The following is an 18,832-nucleotide window of genomic DNA, read 5'->3' as shown; positions in this document are numbered from 1 at the left end:
AATGTAGCCAATTAGTAGCGAAAAGAAAAAAGTGTTACAAAAAAAAACCCACCCTTATTTGCACAAGGATGGGAAAAATTGCTATGAAAAAGAATTCACTAGTAAACTAGTAAAGTCCAAATGTAAAAATATTTTTTTAATTATGAAAACATATCTTTAACTTTTTCAAAAAAAGATTTATCACTCTTTTCCGGATGCGGAATAAAGTTCTCATCTGTAAGGGATTTCTCGAAAAATTGCTTTTGTTCTTTAGATAAAGTTTTCGGTGTCCAAACGTTTACATGAACTAGCAAATCGCCATTTCCGTAACCATTTACACTAGGAATTCCTTTTCCTTTTAATCGAAGAATCTTTCCTGATTGAATTCCTTCTTCCAATTTGATTCTTACTTTTCCGTTTATGGCATCGATGTCTTTTGAAACACCTAGAACTGCTTCGGCAAAACTAATATATAAATCAAGGTGAAGATTTTCGCCTTCTCTTTTTAATGTTTCGTGTTCGATTTCTTCGATTGCAACAATTAAATCTCCTGGAATACTGTTGTTTCCCGGAGCATCGTTTCCTTTGTTGGCCACTTTCAACTGCATTCCATCTACAACTCCTGCTGGAATCTTGATTGAAACGGTTTCGTCTTCCAGAATCATTCCTTGAGCATCGGCATTGTTTGGTTTTTTATCCAAAATCTGACCCGAACCGCCACACGTTGGACAGGTTGAAGCCGATTGCATTCTACCTAATATAGTATTGGTCACTCGCATTACTTGACCCTGACCATTACAAGTAGAACAAGTTTTATAGGAAACTCCAGAAGCCTGGATTTTACGTTTTACTTTTACTTTCTTCTCCACTCCATTGGCAACTTCTTCCAAAGTCAGTTTTACTTTGATACGAAGATTGCTTCCTTTAACACGACGTTGACCGCCTCCGCCTCCACCGAAGCCAGAGAATCCTCCACCTCCGCCAAAAGCACTTCCGAAAATATCGCCAAACTGACTGAAGATGTCGTCCATGTTCATACCGCCATGACCTCCGCCAAAACCACCTGCACCATCAAAAGCTTGATGACCATATTGGTCGTACTTCGCTTTCTTTTGTGGATCGCTTAAAACTTCATAGGCTTCGGCAGCTAGTTTGAATTTTTCTTCTGCTTCCTTATCGCCTGGATTTTTGTCAGGATGAAATTCAATAGCTTTTTTGCGATATGCCTTTTTTATCTCGGCAGCATCGGCACTTTTTGTGATACCTAATATTTCGTAAAAATCTTTTTTCATTTTTTGGTATTAAGATTTAAGAATTAAGAATTAAGACTTTGCCTAATCATAATATCCTAAAATAAATATTACTGTCCGATAACCACTTTTGGGAAACGGATGATCTTGTCTCCTAGTTTGTATCCTTTTTCGATTACGTCAACGATTTTACCTTTTAATTTAGGTGAAGGTGCTGGAATTTGAGTGATTGCTTCTGCAAAATCTGCATTGAAGGCATCGCCTGAACGAACTTCAACTTCTTCCAATCCTTTTGAAACTAAAGTACTTCTTAATTTTTCATGAATTAATTCTACTCCTTTAACAAGTGCTTCATCGTCAGACTTTTTAATTTCTGCCATTCCTCTGTCAAAATCGTCCAAAACTGGCAACATGGCTTGCAGTACTTCTTGGTTTGCGGTTTTGAACAAATCCATACGTTCTTTTGAGGTACGTCTTTTATAATTTTCGAACTCGGCAAAAAGACGTAGAAATTTATCTTTTTCGTTTGCCAAATCTTTTGTCAATTGTTCTTCAATACTTAATTCTTCAACGATGAGCTGTTCTCCGTTTGCATTTGCTTCTAATGTTGCATCGTCTAGTTCCTGATCTTTTTCAGTATTTTCAGTAGTCATTTTCTGTGTATTTTTGAATATGTTTTTAAATTTCATTGCATTTTCTTGTGTTGCAAAAGTATTGCCATTTGTTTGAAAATGTCAAATTGTCATTCTTTTTTTCATGGTTTTATTTTATCCCGGACAGTTTATCATTTAGCCCCGACTGGAGCAAATAGCTTTTTGTTCTGGGGTTCAGAACAAAAACTATTGTGGAAGGCGGGAATATGGATTCCAAAAATGCCTTTTGATTCGCTTCTAATGATAATGATATTTTAATATATTTTTAAGATAGTTGTGTTGTTGTTTAAAGTAAGTTTGTGAAACTAAAAAACAATATTATGAAGAAAAACATTTTAAGTTTATTTGTTTTAGCAACGCTTTCTTTGACAGTTGCATGTAAAAAAGAAGCTACAACTACTGATGCTGAAACGGTTGCAACTGCAACTGAATCTTCTGCTGTTTATAAAGTAGATAAAGCTACATCGGTTATTGACTGGACGGGTAAAAAACCTGCTGGACAACATACTGGAACTATTGCTATTTCGGAAGGTGAAGTTACGGTTAATGGTGATGCTGTTGAAAGTGGAAAATTCACGATTGATATGACAAGTATCACGGTTACAGATTTGACAGCCGCTGACGGAAAAGGAGATTTAGAAAATCACTTGAAAGGCACTGGAGATAAAGCTGGTGAAGACCACTTTTTTAACACTACGAAATTCCCAACTGGAACTTTTGAAATCACGAAAGCTACTGCTGCTGAAGGAAAAACAAATATCGAAGGAAATTTGACCATCAAAGGAATTTCTAAAAACGTGAAATTCCCTGCTACTGTTGTTGCTGATGCAAATGGAGTGACCATTACAAGTGATGTTTTCACAATCAACAGAACGGAATGGGGTGTGAATTATGCTTCGAAATCATTGCAAGATGACTTGAAAGACAAATTCATCAACGACGATATTGAGCTTAAAGTTACTGTCAAAGCTACAAAATAGTTATTAATTCATCTTACTATATTTGAGAAAACTCCGTTCGCGGAGTTTTTTTTATGCCAAAGTTAAAAGATGATTCAGGGCCTTTTCGATGATTTTATATTTGAAAACGAAGCCATTGTCGGAAGCTTTTTGTGAACTTACATTTTGACTTGTGAAGAGCATGATGTGCATTTCGCCCAAAATTAAACTCATTAGGAATTTTGGGATTGTCGGGATGATTATGGGTCTTTTTACTGCTGTTGCAATTTCTTGGGTAAGTTCTTTGTTGGTGACAGGATTTGGAGCAACCGCATTGAAAACACCTTGCCAAGAATTTTTTACGGCGAAATAATACAACTCTGCCAAATCATGAATGTGAATCCAGGATTGCACTTGTCGGCCCGAACCGAATGGAGCTCCCATCCCAAATTTTATGGGTTTTAGCATTTCCATCAAGGCTCCACCTTTGTTGGATAGCACCAAACCAGTTCTGAGTTTGCATACTTTTATGTTGAGGAGTTTGAATTTATCGACACTTTCCTCCCATTTTACTACTACGTTTCCGAGGAAGGAATTATCTACTTCTTTGTCGCTTTCGGAATATAATTTCTTTAAATCATCAGGATAAATCCCAACTGCCGAAGCCGAAACGATTTGTTTTACTTGATGCGGGAAGTCTTTTAGGGCTTTGAAAAGCAGATTGGAAGAAAGGATTCTGCTTTCGATGATTTCCTGTTTGTATTTTGGAGTCCATCGTTTTCCGATATTGGCTCCAGCCAAATGAATAATGGCATCAACTCCGATAAAACAATTTTCATCGATGATGCCTTGTTGTGGATTCCAATAAAATCCTTTGTAGTTGGATTGGCTTTCTAATTTGTTCTTGGAGGTGGAAAGATAATGGACTGTTTCGCCGTTTTGCAACAACAACGAAACTAATTCATTCCCTACCAAACCTGTCGCACCTGTAATTAATATCTTCATTGCTGTTTGTTGTTGTTCTCTCAAAATTACGACTGAAGCACTGAAAATAAATGTTAATTAGGGTATGTTTAACGATGGTTGAAGAGGAGGTTGTTCGTTGTAAGTTATAGGTTGTAGGTTGTAGGTTGTAGGTTATTCACTAAACGTATAATTTCTAACTTTAAACTACTTGACTCGAACACTCCACTCAAAATCCATTTCAGAAACTTGAACGCCTTGTTCGTTTGTTCCAATTGATTTCATCCAGAAGGTTTGTCCTTCGCCTGTGGCAATTGTTCTTTGGATGGCTTCTTCTATCAGATGACCGTCTTTGCAGATAAATGTGATTCTTCCGGTTGCTTTTTTGGTGAAATTGCCTTTGTTGTTGGCGACCAGCATTGAGATTTTCTTACCGCTTTTTTTGATGTGTAACATGACCAAAGCTCCCGTTGTAAGTTCGGCACCCATTGCTTGAACCGCAAAATACATGGAATTGAAAGGATTTTGATTGATCCATCGGTGTTTTACGGTAACTGTGCACTGATTTGCATCAATTTGTTTGGCTCTCACTCCGCATAAAAAAGCCGATGGCAATTTGAAGAATAAAAATTTATTGAGATTTCCCGCTGTGAAGTTCATAATCATTGGATTTTTAGTAAAAATAGGATTTATTTTTGAAATATCAATTTGTTAATTTTATGTTAAATATAAGTACTATGCGAAACAAGGTAGCTTCTTTTAGCCATATATTTGCATAAGAAATTACTATATACTTTTAATCATGGAAACAAATAACAGCAAAACTACCGCAACTTTGATACACTTGAGTGCTCTATCACAGTACTTTATTCCTTTTGGGAATTTTATTTTTCCAATCATTATTTGGAGTTCATCAAAAGATAAATCAACTTATATTGATGCTCAAGGGAAACAATCCATCAATTTTCATTTGAGCTTGCTTTTGTATTCTTTCATAATGGCTTTGATTGCAGTGCCTTTATTTTTCGTTAGCGTTTTCAGCAAAGCCAATTATGTAACCCTTAATCATGGTGATTTTTTAATCGAAGATTTCAACATGACAGAAGTTTCGGGATTGTTGGTTACAGCAATAGTTATCGTTTGCGTTTTTTTCCTTTTAAAAGTGCTTGAGTTTTTCCTAATCATTTATGCATCGGTAAAAACATCAAACGGATATGATTTCAAGTACCCTTTGACCATCAATTTTTTAAAATAAATCTTATGAAATAAAAACTTAAATCAGCAAAAGGATTAATCACCCTTGAGTTTCAATCATCATCAAAAAAATCATCATTAATCAATCATCAATCAAAAAAAACGAGCAATCATGTTAAAATTAATCATCACAGTAACCATGTTTATGACAGCATTGTTATGCCAGGCCCAGGTTTCGGAAACCAGAAAAGTAGAACGCTTTTCAAAAATTGAAGTAGCATCAGGAATTGAATTACACTACAAGGAATCAGAAGAAGCTTCGGTAAAAATCGAAACAAATGAAGGAAACCTGAAGGATGTTTTTACTGAAGTAGAAGGAGAAACTTTGAGAATATCTTCTACTGAAAATGCTGAAAATGTAAAAGTATATTTAGCAACAAAGGATGTTGAATCATTCAAAGCCAGTTCAAAATCGAGAATACTATTTGAAAACACCATCCATACAGAAAATATTTCAATTGTTTTAGAATCGGGAGCTTACTTTAAAGGTTACCTCAAATCGAAAGGTCTTACAAATATTGAAACTGAGAAAAACTCTGAATTCAATGGCAGGATTGAAACTGCTTCTTTCGTTGGAAATTTCAAAAGCCATTCAAAAGTAAACATCTCTGGAAATGCAGAAAAAGCAACCATCAAATCGGCTATGAAATCTTATTGCAACGCCAGGAATTTTTTGACAAAAAACACCGAAGTGGATTCAGACAATTCAATTGTCATCATTACAAGTAAGAATAAAATCAATGTGAATGCCACTGATAATGCAAAGGTTACCTATTTTGGATCACCAAAAAAAGCAAGTATTGAGAACAAATATTTAATTGATACTAAAAAACATAAAAGACCAACGCTAATAGCAATGGACTAAAAAAATCAAATCCACAAAATGAAAATTGTAAATAAAATTAAAAACATATCATGAACATAGAAAACACAAAAGCCCAGATGCGAAAAGGTGTTTTAGAGTTCTGTATCTTATCTGTTTTAAAAGAAAAAGATGCCTATACTTCTGAAATTTTAGACACCTTGAAAAATGCAAAATTGCTTGTGGTGGAGGGAACAGTTTATCCTTTGCTTACAAGATTGAAAAACGACGGATTGCTCAACTATCGTTGGGAAGAATCAACTTCGGGACCGCCTAGAAAATATTATGGATTAACCGAAATTGGACAAACATTTTTAAACGAATTAAACGGCACTTGGACAGAATTATCTGATGCTGTAAACATCATAACAAACCAAAACTAAATAGTCATGAACAAAACCGTAAATATAAATCTAGGTGGAATGTTTTTTCATATCGACGAAGATGCATACCAAAAATTGACACGCTATTTTGAAGCAATAAAACGTTCGCTTTCCAACTCAAACGGTCAGGACGAAATCATCAAGGATATTGAAATGCGTATCGCAGAGCTTTTCGCAGAAAAGCATACGAGTGACAAACAAGTCATCAATTTAAGAGAATTGGACGAGGTTATTGCCGTAATGGGACAACCGGAAGATTACAGAATTGATAACGAAGAAGCTGAATTTCAGCAAAAAAGCACCAATTTTGATTATACTTCACGACCTATAAAAAAATTATACCGTGACAAGGATGGTGGTATGATTGGTGGTGTTATGGCTGGTTTGGGTCATTATTTTGGAATCGACAAAGTTTGGTTGAGGGTTATTCTTTTAATTTTAGTTTTTGTTTATGGAACAGGACTTTTGGCCTATGTCATCCTTTGGATTGTGATGCCGGAAGCCGTTACCACATCTGAAAAATTGGAAATGACAGGAGAACCGGTAAACATTTCGAACATAGAAAAAAAGGTTCGTGAAGAATTTGATAACGTTTCTGAAAAATTCAAGAACGTTAATTATGACAAAATGGGAAACCAAGTGAAAACGGGAGCCGATAGAATTGTAGAAAACGTAGGAAATGTTTTTATGAGCATCTTTAAGATTTTTGCAAAGATTTTAGGTGTGATGCTGATACTTTCGGGAGTGACAATTTTATTTTTTCTATTGGTTGGGATTTTCACCCTGGGAACAACAGCTTTCATTGAATTCCCTTGGAGTGGTTTTGTCGAGGCAGGAAATTATACCGACTATCCTGTTTGGACATTTGGTTTGCTAATGCTATTTTCCGTAGGTATTCCGTTCTTTTATTTGATGGTTTTAGGGTTCAAATTATTGATTCCAGACATGAAATCGTTAGGAAATGTATTTAATTATACCTTCCTAGCACTTTGGATCATATCAATCGCTTTGATTATTTCTTTGTCTATCAAACAAGCTACACAATTTGCGTTTGAAGGAAAATCAGTAAAAAAAGAAGTTTTGCAACTGAATCCGACCGATACTTTACAGATAAAATTCAAATACAACGAAAGTTTTGCAAATGATATTCACGACTATGACAACTACAGATTGGTTCAGGATTCTACCAATACAGAGATGATTTTTTCAAGCGATGTAAGAATCAGAATCATGAAAACGGATGAAAAGCAACCTTACATTCAAATTGTAAAAGAAGCCGATGGGGAATCATTGTCAGCTGCAAAGCAATCAGCAGAAAAAATTCAATACGGTTATAAATTACAAGGGAATCAATTAATTTTAGACAATTATTTATTGACCGAAGCATCAAACAAATTCCGTAATCAGGAAGTAGAAATCAACTTATATTTGCCAGTAGGCATATTGTTTAAAGCAGATGAAGCTTTTAGAGACCGAGACAATTCAGACGATGAGTTTTTTAATTTGCACCATAGTTCTGCTGATTATCTTTACAGAGTCGATAGTTCAAAGGTAAAATGTCTAACTTGTCCTGCTGATGAAAATGAATTTCAAGATGTAGAAAATGAAGATCTTGAAACTACTTCTGATACCATCAAAAAAGTAATATTGGAAGTAAACGGAAAAGAAATTATCCGAACCGAAACCGTAACATCCAAAAAGAAAGGATTAAGAATTGATGAAAATGGCGTAATCATTAAAAACAAATAATCATGAAACAAAGCATTTCAACTTGGACAAAAGCAACCTTAGTACTTGCAACTGTATTTTTATTTACTTCTTGTCGTCACAACATTAGTTTTGGAAATGGCAGAGAAGGAAGCGGAAACATCGTTGAGCAAACGCGAAACATAACAGAGGATTTTAAATTCATTGAAGTAAGTACGGGAATTGAAGTTATTGTAGAACAATCCGACACAAAATCGGTTGTGGTAGAAGCCGATGATAATTTGCAGGAACTCATCATTACAAAAGTTGAAAATGGTGTTTTATATGTAAACTCAAGCGAAGGATATAATTCAACTGAAACTCCAAAAATTAAAGTAAAGATGCCTGTCATTGCCGGGCTTTCAACAACCAGCGGTTCTACTATAAAGAGCAAGAACAAATTGGTTACCGAAAACATTGCCGTAAAATCAAGCAGTGGCAGTCAAATAGACATAGAGGTTGAAGCCGATCACATCACAATTGAAACCACCAGCGGAAGCACTGCCGAAGTTTCTGGAAAAGCAATTAAACTGGAAACTTCATCGTCAAGCGGTAGTAGCTTGGATGCTTCTGATTTGTTGGCGAATGACGTCATATCGCAATCGACAAGCGGAAGTAGCACGACTGTCAGTCCAATTTTAACTCTTGACGGAAAAGCATCAAGCGGTAGTTCGATCGTTTACAAAAACACACCTAAAACACTAACCAAAGAAGAAACTTCGGGTGGAGGTGTTTCTAAAGAATAATTTAATCAAACATCAGCCGTGGCTGATGTTTTTTTTTATATTTGTGGCTAAATCCAATACAAAACATGAAAAAAATTGCTTTTATAGTTGTCGCCGTTTTCATTTCTACTTTGACTTTTAGCCAGAAAAAAGAACGGGTCAAAGGTTCTAAGATTGTTACCATCGCACAAAAAGAAGTACAAGATTTTACGGCTATAGAAGTGCAAGATAATTTGGAAATCTTCTTGATCAAAGGCGATAAAAATGGCGTTGAGCTAGAAGCCGATGACAATCTTCACGATGCAATTGATTTAAAATACAACGGCGGAACGCTCATTCTTTCCTCTGCACAAGATATTTTAGGGTTTAAAAAATTTACAATCAGAGTCATCTATACAGATGAATTGAAAACTGTTGAAGCCAAGAACAAAGCAAAGATACACGGTCCTGAAGAAATCAATTTAGAAGAAGTGACTTTTAAAAGTTTCGAAAATTCGAAAATGTTTCTTAATGTAAATGTAAAAGCTCTTACAATTGTTGGTAATGATAAATCTGAAATTCAGTTGAATGCAAAATCAGAATCCGTAAAAATTGAATTGAGCAAGAATTCCGAAATGAAAGCCTTGATTTCATCAACAGAAATAAAGTTTGATATGTATCAAAAATCAAAAGCAACGATTGAAGGCGACGTTATAGATTTGAAACTTCGTTTTGACAACAATTCGAATTTTATAGGAAAGAACCTGAATGCTAAAAACTGTGAGCTTGTTGCCGAAGGTTATTCGAATGCAACACTTTTAGTCGAAACATCCTTAAACTTGGATGCTACGGGAAGCTCGGAAATCTATTTGTATGGAGAACCTAAAATAGAATTAGCGAAATTTACAGATAATGCGACACTTTACAAGAAGAGTTTGAAATAAAAATCCCTATTATTAGGGATTTTTTTTATACTTTAATATCCGAATTTTACCCTATTAACCTTAAACAAAAACAATCATGAAAATTTATCAATCTTGTGGAGAGCTAAAAATTGATTCTTCATATAACGAAAAAATTTTAACCCCAAGAGTCATGCTTCCAAATTTAAAGCACAACGGAAGTTACGAATTCACTGGTGTATATAATATTTCTAATGGCAAACATTATGGTGTTTTAGGTGTTCTTAAAATCAATGGCGAACCAAACATTGACCTAAGAGAATACAAAACTGATAAAATAGAATTAACCCAAATCGGAGGAGATATCGACTTAAATCGTTTTTCCAGTTTTAATGGAGGTTTAAATTTTTCTAATTTAGATATTAATAAAAAAGTAACTTTTGTCTGTTATCATGATGATAACTTTGATTACAACAATCCAGATGATTATGCAATTCTTATATATTTTCAAAAAAAGATTGATGATACTGATAACCATTTACAATATGAAAAGACAAAAATCGATTCTAAAATGTGGAAAATACCAGATCCAAAAATAGGAAATGGTGGTGTTTTAACTGTAGATGGATGTCGCTTTTAATGGTCAAATATTTGAAAATTGCATTTCAAGCAGCAATATTTTGTATTGCTGCTTTTTCTTATGCTCAAAATGCTCCTTTAAACAAATTTGAAAAACTCGTCAACGAAAAGAAAGTTTTAGAATCAAGTTTGGCACTTTCTAAAATAAATAAAAACAGCCTTGATCCTGCTGAAATAGCGAAATATAATTATCTGAAAGCCAATTATTACCTGCTTGAAAACAAAGACAATTTGGCCTTCAGCCACTATATCATTTCAAAACAACAATATAAAAAACTCGACAGCCTCGATAAAGTTGCCCAAATCAATATTGATGTGGTGTCGCTTTTGGTATCCATCGAAAAAAACGAGATCAACCACGAAGTTTATTTGAATGAATACCTTGATTATGCCCGTAAAAAGAACAATCCCACTTATTTGAGCCAGGCCTATATGCAAATTGGCAAATCGCTCTATGTCTCTAATACGCAAACTGCACTCGATTATTTCAAGAAAGCACTTTCTGAAAATTTAAAAACGAATGATGAAGTATATACCGCAAGGATCTATCAGAATATTGGGGCAACCTATGCCAGCGACAATATAAACAAACTCGATTCGGCATTATACGTATATGAAAAAGCTTTGAGGATTTATAAACAAAAAAATCTCACCGAATACATTTTTTACATTTATACCAATAAAGGTGTAGCCTACAGCAAAAAGAAAGACTACAATAAAGCTTTTGACTTTTTTTTCAAGGCCGATTCCATCACATTAGGAGCTTTCAGTACAAAGAAGAAAATAGCACTTTACGGTTACATCGCAGATACTTATGAAAAAAAAGGCGATTACAAAAATGCCTTGATATACATGAATCGGCTGAATGCCTACAAGGAAATCCTCAACGAGAACGAACAGAAAAAAGCAATCAAGGAAATTGACACCAAATATAAAACACAGGAAAAGGAAATTGAAAACCTCAACCTGAAAAATAAATTGCAAACCAATCGGATTATTGTCTATTCAATAGTTGGGCTCCTACTTGTGACCTTGACCATCGGAATCTTGGCACTTAAAAACATCTCCAAGAAGAAAAAAATTGCCGAACAGGAGAAGCAAATTGAAACCCAAAAGCTTGAAAAAACATTAAAAGAACAGGAACTTCATGATATTGATTTGATATTAGAAAGTCAGGAAAAAGAACGACAACAGATTGCAAATGAACTGCATGACGATTTGGGAAGTATGCTAGCGACCTTAAAATTGAATTTTCAAAACCTGAAACGCAACGAAAATTCAGCCAAAAGTGAAATTAACCTCTACGAAAAAACCGATGATTTGATTGAAGAAGCTTATCAAAAAGTTCGAAACATCTCGCATCTAAAAAATCTTGGCGTGGTGGGAAGTCAAGGTTTGCTCGTTGCAGTTAAAAAAATGGCAGAGAAAATGAGTGTCCTCGAACGCTTGAAGATCAACGTAATTCCTTTCGGCTTGACCGAAAGACTAGACAATCAAACCGAAGTTTCGCTTTTTAGGATGATACAGGAATTGTGCACCAACATCATCAAGCATTCAGGAGCAAAGGAAGTCAACATCTATCTGACACAGCACAATCCAAAAGAAATCAACATCATTATTGAAGATAACGGAACTGGTTTTGACCCTAAAAAAACAACCCAAAATGCGGGAATCGGACTCAAAAGCATCGAGAAAAAAGTAGAGCAAATGGGTGGCACTTTCACCATCGACTCGATTCTCACAAAAGGAACAACAATCATTATAGACCTACCCTTATGATAACAGTAATTATCGCCGAAGACCATCAGGCATTGATAGACGGCATCAAACTTTCGATTGAATATGAAAACGACATTCAGGTTATTGGAGAAGCCAACGACGGCGAAATGCTGGTAGAACTGGTCCGAAAAAAACAACCAAATGTGGTCATCACCGATATAAGGATGCCAAAATCCGATGGCATTTCGGCAACCAAAATCATTAAAAAGGAGTTTCCCCTGATAAAAGTAATCGCATTTAGCATGTTCGATCAGGCTGAAGCAGTCGATCAGATGAAAAAAGCAGGAGCTTCTGGCTATATCATGAAAAATTCTTCGCTAAAAAAAGTATTAGAAGCGATACGGATTGTAGCCCAAAATGGTGTTTTTTATGATGATGCCATTACCTCTATAGACAGCCATACCAAGGAAGAAATTGTTTTAAGCACCCGCGAAAAGGAAATTCTTCGGCTAATTGGCGAAGGAAAATCTTCCCTCGAAATTTCAGAAATGTTATTCATAGGAAAAACCACGGTGGACACCCATCGAAAAAACATCCTCCGAAAACTCAACATCCATGGAAAAACAGATCTTATCCGATTTGCAGTTGAACGAAAGTATGATTTCTAAAGTAGATTTTCAGGTTAAAAAAAGTGTAATTGCTAAATTTAAAATCGTACTTTTGAATCGGAAAACCCCTCCTAAATTTCGATTCTATGAACAAAAGCTTTACCCTTTTTTATGCAGATGATGATGCCGATGATCTTGATTTTTTTAGAGATGTCACAACTGCTATCGATAAAAATATCGAGCTTTTTACACACGAAAACGGAAACCAATTGCTTGTTGCAGTCCGGAATCCTCCGCCTTCTCCACACATCATTTTCTTGGATTTGAACATGCCCGGAAAAGATGGTTTTGAGGTTTTAAAAGAATTGAAAAGTTCGGATGAATACAAAAATATTCCCGTTGTGATATTCTCAACTTCAAACGACAAGAACAATATTTTAAGGACACGGGAACTTGGAGCCAATCTTTATATTACAAAGCCCAATTCATTTGCCAAATTTCAAAAATCCATCGAGCATACTTTGAGCATCAATTGGGAAGCATTCAATCCAACGTTAGAAAATTTCTGCTATAGCTGTTAGAGTATTTGCTGGGTTTGTTTCACCGGCAATTCAATCATGAAAGTCGCACCCTTCCCTATTTCGCCTTCGGCAATGATGGTTCCGTGATGGCGTTCCACGATTTTCTTGCACAAAGCCAGTCCCAAACCTGTCCCTTCATATTTGTCCTTGGTATTGAGTCGGGTAAAGGCGTCAAAAATTCTATGGCAGTAATCAGGATCAATACCAATACCATTATCGGCAACAATAATCTTGATGAAATCGGTCTTGTCTTTCTTAATCATCGAGGATGAAATCGTTATAACAGAAGCTACATCCGCCTTGGCAAATTTCAAGGAATTATTGATCAAATTATAAAACAATTGATACAACAAAACCGAGGCACCTTGAAGCTTTGGAAGTTTTTCCCTTATTATGATGGCATTTTTCTGACTCATTATAATTTCAAGATCGGTTTCAATATGGTCGATGGCGGTATTCAAGTTGACATTTTCTATAGGCCTTTCGGCAGAATTGATAGTAGAATAGGCCAAAACACCCTCTACCATCGAGAACATCCTGTCGGTAGCATTTTGCACTTTTGCCAAATAGGTCATGCCTCGTTCCGGAAGAATTTCGGCATAATCACTCTCAATCATATTGGTAAAAATCTTGATTTTCCGGATGGGTTCCTTTAAATCATGGCTTGCCACATGGGCAAATTGTAACAAATCGTCGTTGGAGCGTTGAAGTTGGATGGTTCTTTCGTGTACTTGTCGGGTAAGTTCTTCGGCAAAGCGTTTCTGCTCGGTAATATCCTGTATCACACCCAATAAAGTAACAGGCAGATTATTTTCGTCGTGTATAATTTTACCCTTTATCTTCACCCAATGCACGGAATTGTCTGGCTTGATGATTCTGGTTTCATAATGGAGATTTCCCGTTTTTAGAGAATCTGCATGAGCCATTTCCCTAATATGTAGATCGTCGGGATGAATAAAATCTATCAGTTTTTGGCGTGTTACTTCGCCTTTTATCCCCCAAATTTCATTGAACCGAACACTTGTATTGATTTCATTCGTATTCATATCAACCTCATAAGGACCCAAATCTGCTGATTCAATTGCCAGACGGGCTTTTTCCTGAGCTTCTTCAATTTCTTTCCGGTTTAAAACCTGTTCCGTAGCATCAATCACTAAAGCCATAACTCCAGTAATGTTGCCATGATCGTCCCTAAAAGCTTCATATACAAAATCGATGTAAAGCGTTTCCAGACTGCCATCACGAGGAACCGTTACCGGAACTTCCAAAGCCCGATGGGTTTCTCCAGTGGTATAAACCTTGTTCAGCAAATCTTCAAAACCTTGATCCTTCACCTCCGGAAGACCCTCAAAAATAGGTTTTCCGAGGACTTTATCAGAAGAGGTTCCCCAAAAATCCAACATCATGTCATTGGCAATTTCTACGGTAAAATCGGCACCTTTAAAAATACACATTGCCACTGGAGCTTGAAGGATTACATTCCGCAAATTCTGTTCGCTTTTTTCAAGTTTATGCTTCGCGATATTGAGTTCGGTAACATCGGCAGCCGTGTTCATCACGCCATACACTTTTCCTTCTGCATCAAAAAGTGGTGTGAAACTGTAGTTGAAATAATAGGCTTTTCTTTTTCCGTTAACAATCAGATTAATCTTAGTATTCTTTGCATGAAAGGCAATTCCAGTATCATAAACGCTTTTAAGTTGTTCGAATACCTTTTGGTTTTCCAGTTCAGGCAAAACTTCCGAATACAGTTTCCCTGCAATATCATTCCCTTTTCCCCAAATATCCATAATCGACTGGTTGACCAATTGGATCCTCATTTCAGGACCAACATAAACACCAATCGGGAAAGGAGCACTTTCTACAACGCTTCTCATTTTTCGCTGGCTTTGCTCGATTCGCTGTTGGGCTACAATTTTTTCAGTAACATCAACCGCCGTCGATAAAACGCCATAAACTTGGCCTTCATTATTAAGCATTGGCTTGTACCACAAATCATAATAATACTGGGTTAACGCTCCATTTATGTTATATTTAACTGGAGTTCCTTTCATGGTAACAGGATTTCCAGTTGTATAAACTTCCTCTAAAACCTGAAGGAAAACCTGACTTTCAAGTTCTGGAATTACCTCTTTTAAAGGTTTTCCAATTATAGATTTATCCTTATTCCAGTTTTTCAGCACAACATCATTGGCAAGTTCTATTCTCATTTCTTTTCCGGTCAGGAATATGATCCTTACTGGAGATTCATCAATCAGGAGATGGAGTCGGTTTTTACTGTTTTCCAACTCAACCCTGCTTCTATATTGTTCGGTAACGTCCTGCAAGGTCCCGTTGAATCTATAAGGAGTTTTTGCTTCATCAAACCAAGCTTTGCCCTTGGCCCTAACCACTCTTTTTATTTTTGTTTCTGGGTTCACTATCGTATATTCAATATCATAATTACCACCCGACTCATATTCTAAAGCGTCCTTTATGGCTTTCGTGACCCTTTCCTTGTCGGAATCTATCATTACATCGATGGCGGAAGTAAGCTCTATTTCGGCAAATGGCGGTAGCCCAAACCAATCCTTGAGCCGTTCATTTCCAAAAAAAGTATTGGTTTTCGGGTTATAATCCCATGTTCCCAACTCTGTAGCTTCAACCGCAAATCGCAATAAATTTTCGCTGTCCTTCAGTTTTTGGAGATTCTTTACTTTATCGGTCGTTTCTGTACAGGCCACAAAAACACCCCCAACTTTTCCGGTTTCAATCTTTACAGGACTATAACTGTAGGTCCAATAAACATCCTCCAATTTTCCGTTTCTATAAATAGGAAGCAATTGATCCTCACTCCAAGTTGCCTTTCCTCCTGCCATGACTTCATCAATTTGTGGCTTGATTTTATTCCATATTTCCGGCCAAACTTCTTCAGCCGATTTTCCAATGGCAAAAGGATGCTTTCCATCATTTCCAAGACTAGGCCTGTAAGCATCGTTATAGAAACAAATACAATCATCTCCCCAAAAAAGAAACATGGGGAAATTTGAATTCAAGATGATACTCAAGGTCGTCAGCAAACTTTGAGGCCAACTGTCTATTGGTCCGATTGAAGTTGAAGACCAGTCATGGGATCGAATGATACTGCCCATTTCTCCGCCATCTGATAAAAAATCTGAAGTTTTCATGTATGGAAATTAGAGTTGAAAGTTAATAATTTTTGATTATAAAAATCTGCCGAAATGTTATAATATTTAACAGCTTTGTTTTTGTTAATTTTATGATGTTGGAAATGTATCTAGAATTTATTTCGATTAAATCTTGACATCTTCACCTATTACAATATGATTGATTTGTTTATATAAATTGAATTCTTATGGCAAAGAAGAAATCCATAAATTCGGAAAAAGAAAATTTTTTATTTCCGAAAACACCAACAGGAATTGATGGTCTTGATGAAATTACAGAAGGTGGTTTTCCAAAAGGAAGGCCTACTTTGGTATGTGGTGGAGCAGGATGCGGAAAAACACTCATGGCGATGCAATTTCTCTTTAAAGGAGCTACAGACTTTGATGAAAATGGTGTTTTTATGTCGTTTGAAGAACCTTCCAAAGACCTTTCCTTAAACGTAAAATCATTGGGATTTGATTTGGAGAAATTAAAATCAGATAAAAAACTTGTTGTTGATTATGTAAGAGTAGAACGTTCCGAAATAGAAGAAGCTGGCGAATATGACTTGGATGGATTGTTTGTGAGGTTGTCCTATGCGATTGATAAAGTAAATGCAAAAAGAGTGGTCCTCGACACCATTGAATCCTTGTTTTCAGGTTTAGACAATCAGGCAATTTTAAGGGCCGAGTTAAGAAGACTGTTTCATTGGCTGAAAGAAAAAGGTGTTACGGCAGTTATAACCGGCGAACGTGGCGAGGCAACTTTAACACGCCAAGGTTTAGAAGAATATGTTTCGGATTGTGTTATCCTTCTCGATCACAGGGTAATCCAGCAGGTTTCTACTCGAAGGTTGAGGATTATAAAATACAGAGGTTCCACCCACGGAACGAACGAATATCCTTTCCTTATTGATGAGGATGGAATTTCGGTTTTGCCTATCACTTCATTGAAATTAAACAATGATGTTTCTTCAGACATAGTTTCAACCGGAGTTCCTGGCTTGGACGAAATGTTTTCGGGCGGAGGAATTTATCGTGGTAGCAACATTTTAGTTTCGGGAACGGCAGGAACAGCAAAAACAACCGTGGCCTCTTATTTTGCCCATAAACAGTGTTCAAAAAAAGAAAAGACTTTGTATTTTGCTTTCGAGGAATCACCACAGCAACTCATCAGGAACATGCAATCGATAGGAATCAATTTGGAACAATTCATCAAAAATGGAATTTTGCAGATACATTCTTCCCGACCTTCCTTAAACGGATTAGAATTGCATCTGCTGAAATTAAAAAAATTAATTAGGGATTTCCAACCAACAACTGTCATCATTGATCCCATCAGTAATTTAATCAGTGTTGGTAGTGATCACGAAGTCCGTTCAATGTTGGTGCGATTGATTGATATGCTGAAATTAAATAACATAACAGCTCTGTTTACTTCTTTAAACAAACACGAATTGATTACAAGACCAGAATTGGCCGAAGATTCGGTTACCTCATTGGTGGATACTTGGATAACCGTCCGTGATTTGGAAGGAATGGGAGAAAGAAACCGGGGAATCTTTATCGTGAAATCCAGAGGAATGGGACATTCCAATCAGGTTAGAGAATTCATCATCACCGGAAAAGGAATAGAACTGCTCGAAATTGAGCTTGGACCAAATGGAATTTTAACGGGTACTGCTCGAAAATCCAACGCTCTAAATAAAAAGGTTTCGCAACTGAAACTTCAAAATGAATTAGATAGAAAAGACCGAGAGATAACCAGGATGCAACAAGTTCTTGACGCAAATATTGCTTCCTTGAAAAACAAGTTTGAATCGGCTGTGGAGGAATTGAGCATACTTAAATCTACCGAAGATTTGTATCTAAAGGCTTCCGCAGATAACGCTAAAAAATGAAACCATGAAAAAGGCACCAGCAGAATGGCAATTGATGCTTTATATAGCAGGTCAGACGCCAAAATCGATAAAGGCTTTGAATAATATTAAAAAATATGCCGAGGAGCACCTTGCGGGAAAATACTCTATTGAAATTATAGATCTACTGGTGAATCCTCAATTGGCAGAAGGCGATCAGATCTTGGCCGTTCCAACATTGGTTAGGAAATTTCCCGAACCAATTCGCAAGATAATTGGCGACCTCTCGAATGAAGAACGCGTGCTTGTTGGACTCAACATCAAACCTTTAAAATAATTTAAAGTGATAGAAAGCCAAGGTTTTGACCTCCAGTCAGAAAAACACAAGTTTCTCCTGTTTGTTTCGGGCATGTCTGTAAAATCCAGCTATGCCATCGAAAACATCAGGAAAATCTGTGACCATTATCTCCAAGATTGTTCCGAAATTGAAATAATAGACATCAATAGGGAACAACAATTGGCAATTGACTATCAGATAATTGCCATCCCTACCTTGATTAAGATAAATCCAAAACCTGTTAAAGTAATATTAGGCGATTTATCGGATATAGAAAAAGTAGTACGTTTACTCGAAATTGAATCCTAG

19 protein-coding genes are annotated in these 18,832 nt (G+C 36.2%); 14 read left to right on the top strand and 5 right to left on the bottom strand.

Going from position 1 to position 18,832, the window contains the following annotated elements; genetic code table 11:
- Positions 1-140: 140 nt before the first annotated feature.
- Both dnaJ and J2X31_RS09845 read right to left on the bottom strand, forming a co-directional pair.
- Positions 141-1,271 (bottom strand): molecular chaperone DnaJ, encoded by a 1,131-nt coding sequence (gene dnaJ / locus J2X31_RS09850; protein WP_310026405.1) that lies wholly within the window; start codon positions 1,269-1,271, stop codon positions 141-143.
- Between the two features lie 68 nt (positions 1,272-1,339).
- A complete protein-coding gene (locus J2X31_RS09845; RefSeq protein ID WP_310026404.1) occupies positions 1,340-1,918 on the bottom strand; it encodes a nucleotide exchange factor GrpE in 579 nt (192 codons plus the stop codon).
- 284 nt (positions 1,919-2,202) lie between these two features.
- Here J2X31_RS09845 and J2X31_RS09840 point away from each other — a divergent pair, with 284 nt between their 5' ends.
- On the top strand, positions 2,203-2,862 hold the full coding sequence (locus J2X31_RS09840; protein WP_310026403.1) for a YceI family protein: 660 nt from the start codon (positions 2,203-2,205) through the stop codon (positions 2,860-2,862).
- 51 nt (positions 2,863-2,913) lie between these two features.
- Here the strand turns inward: J2X31_RS09840 and J2X31_RS09835 are convergent, their stop codons facing one another.
- Positions 2,914-3,825, bottom strand: a complete 912-nt coding sequence (locus J2X31_RS09835) for a TIGR01777 family oxidoreductase (protein ID WP_310026401.1) — start codon at positions 3,823-3,825, stop codon at positions 2,914-2,916.
- A 165-nt stretch (positions 3,826-3,990) separates the two neighbouring features.
- Entirely contained in the window at positions 3,991-4,443 is a 453-nt protein-coding gene (locus tag J2X31_RS09830; RefSeq protein ID WP_310026399.1) for a DUF4442 domain-containing protein, read from the bottom strand.
- Positions 4,444-4,585: 142 nt separating this feature from the next.
- Between J2X31_RS09830 and J2X31_RS09825 the strand changes: the two genes are divergently transcribed.
- The 10 genes from J2X31_RS09825 to J2X31_RS09780 all read left to right on the top strand — a co-directional run bounded on the left by J2X31_RS09825 (position 4,586) and on the right by J2X31_RS09780 (position 13,181).
- Positions 4,586-5,038 carry a DUF4870 domain-containing protein gene (locus tag J2X31_RS09825; RefSeq protein ID WP_310026398.1) on the top strand — a complete coding sequence of 151 codons (453 nt, stop codon included), beginning with the start codon at positions 4,586-4,588 and terminating at the stop codon, positions 5,036-5,038.
- Positions 5,039-5,149: 111 nt separating this feature from the next.
- Positions 5,150-5,902, top strand: a complete 753-nt coding sequence (locus tag J2X31_RS09820) for a GIN domain-containing protein (protein WP_310026395.1) — start codon at positions 5,150-5,152, stop codon at positions 5,900-5,902.
- Between the two features lie 50 nt (positions 5,903-5,952).
- Positions 5,953-6,282: a PadR family transcriptional regulator gene (locus tag J2X31_RS09815; protein WP_026705846.1), complete on the top strand. Its 330-nt coding sequence runs from the start codon at positions 5,953-5,955 to the stop codon at positions 6,280-6,282.
- 6 nt (positions 6,283-6,288) lie between these two features.
- Positions 6,289-8,031, top strand: a complete 1,743-nt coding sequence (locus tag J2X31_RS09810) for a PspC domain-containing protein (RefSeq protein ID WP_310026392.1) — start codon at positions 6,289-6,291, stop codon at positions 8,029-8,031.
- Between the two features lie 2 nt (positions 8,032-8,033).
- Positions 8,034-8,774 carry a head GIN domain-containing protein gene (locus tag J2X31_RS09805; protein WP_310026390.1) on the top strand — a complete coding sequence of 247 codons (741 nt, stop codon included), beginning with the start codon at positions 8,034-8,036 and terminating at the stop codon, positions 8,772-8,774.
- Positions 8,775-8,839: 65 nt separating this feature from the next.
- Positions 8,840-9,676, top strand: a complete 837-nt coding sequence (locus tag J2X31_RS09800; protein ID WP_310026389.1) for a GIN domain-containing protein — start codon at positions 8,840-8,842, stop codon at positions 9,674-9,676.
- 76 nt (positions 9,677-9,752) lie between these two features.
- Positions 9,753-10,274 carry a hypothetical protein gene (locus J2X31_RS09795; protein WP_310026386.1) on the top strand — a complete coding sequence of 174 codons (522 nt, stop codon included), beginning with the start codon at positions 9,753-9,755 and terminating at the stop codon, positions 10,272-10,274.
- The gene (locus tag J2X31_RS09790; protein ID WP_310026385.1) at positions 10,262-12,052 is read left to right on the top strand and encodes a tetratricopeptide repeat-containing sensor histidine kinase; all 1,791 of its coding nucleotides are present in this window, start codon (positions 10,262-10,264) and stop codon (positions 12,050-12,052) included. Before J2X31_RS09795 ends, J2X31_RS09790 begins: the two co-directional genes overlap by 13 nt.
- The gene (locus J2X31_RS09785; protein ID WP_310026383.1) at positions 12,049-12,660 is read left to right on the top strand and encodes a response regulator transcription factor; all 612 of its coding nucleotides are present in this window, start codon (positions 12,049-12,051) and stop codon (positions 12,658-12,660) included. The genes J2X31_RS09790 and J2X31_RS09785 overlap by 4 nt, the downstream gene beginning before the upstream one ends.
- Before the next feature lie 86 nt (positions 12,661-12,746).
- A complete protein-coding gene (locus tag J2X31_RS09780) occupies positions 12,747-13,181 on the top strand; it encodes a response regulator (protein WP_310026381.1) in 435 nt (144 codons plus the stop codon).
- Here J2X31_RS09780 and J2X31_RS09775 read toward each other — a convergent pair.
- Complete coding sequence (locus tag J2X31_RS09775; RefSeq protein WP_310026380.1) at positions 13,178-16,348, bottom strand: PAS domain-containing protein; 3,171 nt, start codon at positions 16,346-16,348, stop codon at positions 13,178-13,180. The two genes, J2X31_RS09780 and J2X31_RS09775, sit on opposite strands and share 4 nt — an antisense overlap.
- 188 nt (positions 16,349-16,536) lie before the next feature.
- On the opposite strand from J2X31_RS09775, the gene kaiC reads away from it, so the two are divergent.
- Genes kaiC through J2X31_RS09760 form a run of 3 tightly spaced genes read left to right on the top strand, consistent with a single transcriptional unit; the run spans position 16,537 to position 18,832 of the window.
- Positions 16,537-18,228 (top strand): circadian clock protein KaiC, encoded by a 1,692-nt coding sequence (gene kaiC, locus J2X31_RS09770; RefSeq protein WP_310026378.1) that lies wholly within the window; start codon positions 16,537-16,539, stop codon positions 18,226-18,228.
- Between the two features lie 4 nt (positions 18,229-18,232).
- Complete coding sequence (locus J2X31_RS09765; protein ID WP_310026376.1) at positions 18,233-18,523, top strand: circadian clock KaiB family protein; 291 nt, start codon at positions 18,233-18,235, stop codon at positions 18,521-18,523.
- Between the two features lie 6 nt (positions 18,524-18,529).
- Positions 18,530-18,832 carry a circadian clock KaiB family protein gene (locus J2X31_RS09760; protein WP_310026375.1) on the top strand — a complete coding sequence of 101 codons (303 nt, stop codon included), beginning with the start codon at positions 18,530-18,532 and terminating at the stop codon, positions 18,830-18,832.

Origin of the sequence: Flavobacterium arsenatis (assembly GCF_031456785.1) — a bacterium.
Lineage (GTDB): Bacteria > Bacteroidota > Bacteroidia > Flavobacteriales > Flavobacteriaceae > Flavobacterium > Flavobacterium arsenatis.
The sequence above is the reverse complement of the archived record's forward strand: the minus strand, read 5'-3'. Positions and strand labels throughout refer to the sequence as shown.

Bases quoted from the DNA above. Each gene is read 5' to 3' on its own strand.
- J2X31_RS09765 (WP_310026376.1), top strand. From the start codon at position 18,233: ATGAAAAAGGCACCAGCAGAATGGCAATTGATGCTTTATATAGCAGGT.
- J2X31_RS09840 (WP_310026403.1), top strand. From the start codon at position 2,203: ATGAAGAAAAACATTTTAAGTTTATTTGTTTTAGCAACGCTTTCTTTG.
- J2X31_RS09780 (WP_310026381.1), top strand. From the start codon at position 12,747: ATGAACAAAAGCTTTACCCTTTTTTATGCAGATGATGATGCCGATGAT.
- J2X31_RS09820 (WP_310026395.1), top strand. From the start codon at position 5,150: ATGTTAAAATTAATCATCACAGTAACCATGTTTATGACAGCATTGTTA.
- J2X31_RS09845 (WP_310026404.1), bottom strand. From the start codon at position 1,918: ATGAAATTTAAAAACATATTCAAAAATACACAGAAAATGACTACTGAA.
- J2X31_RS09775 (WP_310026380.1), bottom strand. From the start codon at position 16,348: ATGAAAACTTCAGATTTTTTATCAGATGGCGGAGAAATGGGCAGTATC.
- J2X31_RS09830 (WP_310026399.1), bottom strand. From the start codon at position 4,443: ATGAACTTCACAGCGGGAAATCTCAATAAATTTTTATTCTTCAAATTG.
- J2X31_RS09790 (WP_310026385.1), top strand. From the start codon at position 10,262: ATGTCGCTTTTAATGGTCAAATATTTGAAAATTGCATTTCAAGCAGCA.
- J2X31_RS09835 (WP_310026401.1), bottom strand. From the start codon at position 3,825: ATGAAGATATTAATTACAGGTGCGACAGGTTTGGTAGGGAATGAATTA.
- J2X31_RS09810 (WP_310026392.1), top strand. From the start codon at position 6,289: ATGAACAAAACCGTAAATATAAATCTAGGTGGAATGTTTTTTCATATC.
- J2X31_RS09785 (WP_310026383.1), top strand. From the start codon at position 12,049: ATGATAACAGTAATTATCGCCGAAGACCATCAGGCATTGATAGACGGC.
- J2X31_RS09815 (WP_026705846.1), top strand. From the start codon at position 5,953: ATGAACATAGAAAACACAAAAGCCCAGATGCGAAAAGGTGTTTTAGAG.
- kaiC (WP_310026378.1), top strand. From the start codon at position 16,537: ATGGCAAAGAAGAAATCCATAAATTCGGAAAAAGAAAATTTTTTATTT.
- J2X31_RS09795 (WP_310026386.1), top strand. From the start codon at position 9,753: ATGAAAATTTATCAATCTTGTGGAGAGCTAAAAATTGATTCTTCATAT.
- J2X31_RS09825 (WP_310026398.1), top strand. From the start codon at position 4,586: ATGGAAACAAATAACAGCAAAACTACCGCAACTTTGATACACTTGAGT.
- J2X31_RS09800 (WP_310026389.1), top strand. From the start codon at position 8,840: ATGAAAAAAATTGCTTTTATAGTTGTCGCCGTTTTCATTTCTACTTTG.
- J2X31_RS09805 (WP_310026390.1), top strand. From the start codon at position 8,034: ATGAAACAAAGCATTTCAACTTGGACAAAAGCAACCTTAGTACTTGCA.
- dnaJ (WP_310026405.1), bottom strand. From the start codon at position 1,271: ATGAAAAAAGATTTTTACGAAATATTAGGTATCACAAAAAGTGCCGAT.